We start from the raw sequence: 3426 nt of genomic DNA, 5'->3' as shown, positions 1-3426 counted from the left end.
TGCGCAAACTGATCCTCGGCCTTGCATCCATGCCACAAGCCCACGCCGTCGCACCGGAATCCGCCGAATTCGATGTCGAAATCCGCCGCGCATTATACGGGCGCGCCACCCGCTGGCGGGTGTATTTCATGATCATGGACGAGACCGTTCAGGTTCTGCATGTGCGTCATGGTCGGCGGAGCGACTGGCAACCCTGATCGCCTCGAAAACCCGCCGCAGCGTGAACGATCTGGCTATGCTCACCACAGTGAAGATCAAGCCAAGTTTAAGGTTTTGGGCCAGCGTCGTTTGCAAGCCGAACAGCGGGAACACCAGCATCTGCGTGACCACGGCCACCCCGTAGCCGACCACGACATTGGCTACCGCCTCCACCAGCGACATGGTGCGCGATTGTTTCATTGCGCCGCCCCGTCATCCATCATCGAATCGAGCCGCAAGAATTCGGAACGCATGTGCAGCAACCAGGGGGACCACCCTGATCCCGGGCGCTGGCGAATTTGTCTATGCCACGGAGGCTGTGTCTCGTGGTTCCGGTGGCAATACCGCCTCCGAGAATGTGCACACCACCAACGCGGTGCCCGACATTGTGGCGGCGCTCGATCAGCTGCAGGCCGCTGCGCCGAATATCGAGAGCATCAGCCTCGTGGTCAGTTGGTTCGGCACCGACCTGCGGGCTGGCAATTGCGCAATCATGCCGTGTGCCGAAAATATGTTAGGGCGTGGACCCATAAACTCCACGCCCACACGATTAAGATGTTGTGGGCGCTTCGACATATTTCCGTGATTTTAAAATATGTCTAAACGCTTTAGATTGCGACGTCTGGCCGGTTTACTTGACACTTATGCCCGTCATATCCGCAAAACGCCCCTGAACGCCCCATCCGGTCGTATCGACGACATCCTCGGTGATCGCCAGAACCAGGGTGTTTTCACCGGCTTTCAAAGGAAGCCAGGCCGTATCGTAATAGCCAACAGTACCCAGGAACCGATAATCGCGCGACAGGAACCGGTCACTGCCGCTAAAGATCGGCATGCCGTTCAAGTAGACAGTGACATCATCGCTGAACCCGAAATCAAACGGCTTCATCTGATCGGTTTCCGAAGTAATCGTCACTTTCGCCAGCGCGGTATCCGCACCCTCGGCAACCCCTTGCAACTGGGCCAGGTTCAACAGCCCACGGGCTTCGACGTCCATCTCGGTAAAGGTCAGGCCTGCCAAGAAATCATCCGACAGGTTGCCGGCTGCACGCAGAGCAGCGCCATCTACCGCGTTGGAGACCTGCCATGTCATGATCGTGCCCGGCTCGGCCTGCGGTTCCGGAGCGGGGGTGCCCGTCACCGGCTGGGTGCTTTCGGTATCGACGGAAAAGTTCGAAATCATCGGCGCACCGCCAAAGTCCAGCCCCCAGAGCGCAATGCCGCCGGTGGTCTGGTCGCGTTTCAGCGCGACGGTCAGCTCAGGTGTCGTCTGGTCGGCAATATAGATGTCGGCCAAGCCATCCTGCACAACCATTTTCACATGGAACCATTCGCCGATCGGGTAAGTGGTGGGCGCGGTATAGGACGGGCCGTAATAGAGCTGCCAGGATGGAATACCGTTGTAATTGGTCATGTACTGGTTGGCGTCGTCCTGGCCGGAATGATGGCCGCGCATATAGAAATTTTCAGCATTGCCCGGGCTTGCAATCCGAAACTGGGAGCCGGCAAAGGACATACCCTCTTCAAATTTCAGGTCATATTCAAAGGTGCCATTCTCGAATTCGACACCGATCATGGCAGCCGCACCAAAAAACATCGGTGGCTCGGACGCAACGTTGCCCAGTTTGACGGCATCGCGGCCATCCACCTCGGCAAAACTGGCACCGCCGATCAGAAACCAGTTGTCGGCGGTGAAGGGATAGTCCTGGTTTTCTGCGAATGCCGGTGCGGTGGCCAGCACGGCTGACAAGAAAACGGAAGTGGTCAGAAAGGTGGTTTTTTTCATTTGATCCTCTGAGTTATAAACTTGCACCCGCATACTAGTTGAAGGTAAGTATTCAAAAAACTGGTAAAATATCAAGGTAACCCATGAAGAATTTAGATGTATTAACCATAGGGGATTTACGCCTTATCCTGGCAATTGCCGATGAAGGTTCACTAACCGCAGGAGCCGTGAAAACGCGTATGCGCCAATCGGCTGCCAGCTATTCCCTGAAAAAAATCCAGGCAGCTTTTCGGACCGACCTGTTTGTGCGCAAGGGGCGAAACCTGGTTCCCAGCGAATTCGGCTGGCATGTCTGCGGGTACATCAAGGCCATGATTGCAGATTTTGAAAATGTCCTTTACCCGCCAGATTTTGACCCGAACGTCACGTTTACCTTGAGTTTTGGCGCGACCGAATACGATATTGCCGCAGTTTTCCCACATATCCAGAGTTTGCTCAAAAAACATGCACCGCTGGCTAATCTCAAGATCGTTGCGCTGGACACGGCCAGCCCGCTTGAGCAATTAAACACACTTGATTTCCTTTTTGCACCGGTAAATATCGCCTCTTCCAGTATTCGAGCGCTTGAGGTGCTGACCGATGATGTGGTGGTTTTTTACGACCAAACCAAGCGCCAAGCCCCCGCAAGGCTGGCCGATTTTGTCGCGGCACCCCACGCTATCGCATCTTTCGATGGCTCGGACATGACACATACTGATTATTTGCTTGGTCAAAGAGGGTTGCAACGCCGCATTGCGGTTTCTGCATATGGGTTTGCAGCAGTGGCAAGCCTGATCGAAGGCACCGACATGATTACAACGATGCCAAAACGTCTAAAAAACACCTTGTTCGCCAATTTGGCACATTGCCCGCCCCCCTTTGGCGAAGAGTCGATGAAACTGTATCTGTGTTGGTTGGCCGCCAAGGAAGAGCGCGGTAAAATCCAATGGTTTACCCGGTTATTGCGCGAAAATCCTCTCCCCATCCCACAAGGTTAAACAGTTCAGGTGAAACAAAGCTTTCCGCCGACGGGATGTCCACTTGATGGCCTGATATCTTGTAGTTTAAACAGCAATACCCGGCCACAGTAGCGGCGGCAAAATGTGGTTGCGGGCGGCCTAAAAACCCGCCGGTTTGGCCCTTTCGGCATTTCGGGTGTGAATAGGCATGCAAAATTGACCCACTTGGGTGGGTAATTGGCGTTTAAAATTGACCCACCTGTTTTGGATGTGGACTCAATTGCACCACTGCCTGATGGCAAATAGATGCAGCATTGCAAGGAAATTCCGGCTGAGCTTTTCAAATCGGGTTGCCAGCCTGCGCATATCCTTCATTTTGCAGAAGAACCGCTCGACCACGTTGCGCATGGCATAAAGGTTCGGGTCATGCGGGATCGGGGTTTTGGCATTGGATTTGGACGGAATCACCGCCAGCGCCCCTTCGTCGGCGATCTGCTGCCGGAT

Annotated in this window: 4 protein-coding genes; 1 reads left to right on the top strand and 3 read right to left on the bottom strand. The window is 54.5% G+C overall.

Going from position 1 to position 3426, the window contains the following annotated elements:
• Positions 1-132 precede the first annotated feature (132 nt).
• Together ACWB12_RS04775 and ACWB12_RS04770 are read right to left on the bottom strand one after the other, a co-directional pair.
• Positions 133-399 (bottom strand): DUF7220 family protein, encoded by a 267-nt coding sequence (locus ACWB12_RS04775; RefSeq protein ID WP_479528927.1) that lies wholly within the window; start codon positions 397-399, stop codon positions 133-135.
• 430 nt (positions 400-829) lie between these two features.
• A complete protein-coding gene (locus ACWB12_RS04770) occupies positions 830-1984 on the bottom strand; it encodes a LamG domain-containing protein (RefSeq protein ID WP_479528926.1) in 1155 nt (384 codons plus the stop codon).
• An 83-nt stretch (positions 1985-2067) separates the two neighbouring features.
• Here ACWB12_RS04770 and ACWB12_RS04765 point away from each other — a divergent pair, with 83 nt between their 5' ends.
• Entirely contained in the window at positions 2068-2961 is an 894-nt protein-coding gene (locus tag ACWB12_RS04765; protein ID WP_479528925.1) for a LysR family transcriptional regulator, read from the top strand.
• Between the two features lie 237 nt (positions 2962-3198).
• Here the strand turns inward: ACWB12_RS04765 and ACWB12_RS04760 are convergent.
• Positions 3199-3426 (bottom strand): transposase (locus tag ACWB12_RS04760; protein ID WP_479528924.1); only part of this gene is annotated, 228 nt, incomplete at its 5' end.

It is taken from the genome of Profundibacter sp. (genome assembly GCF_056498605.1).
This window is presented reverse-complemented; position numbering and strand designations above follow the sequence as displayed.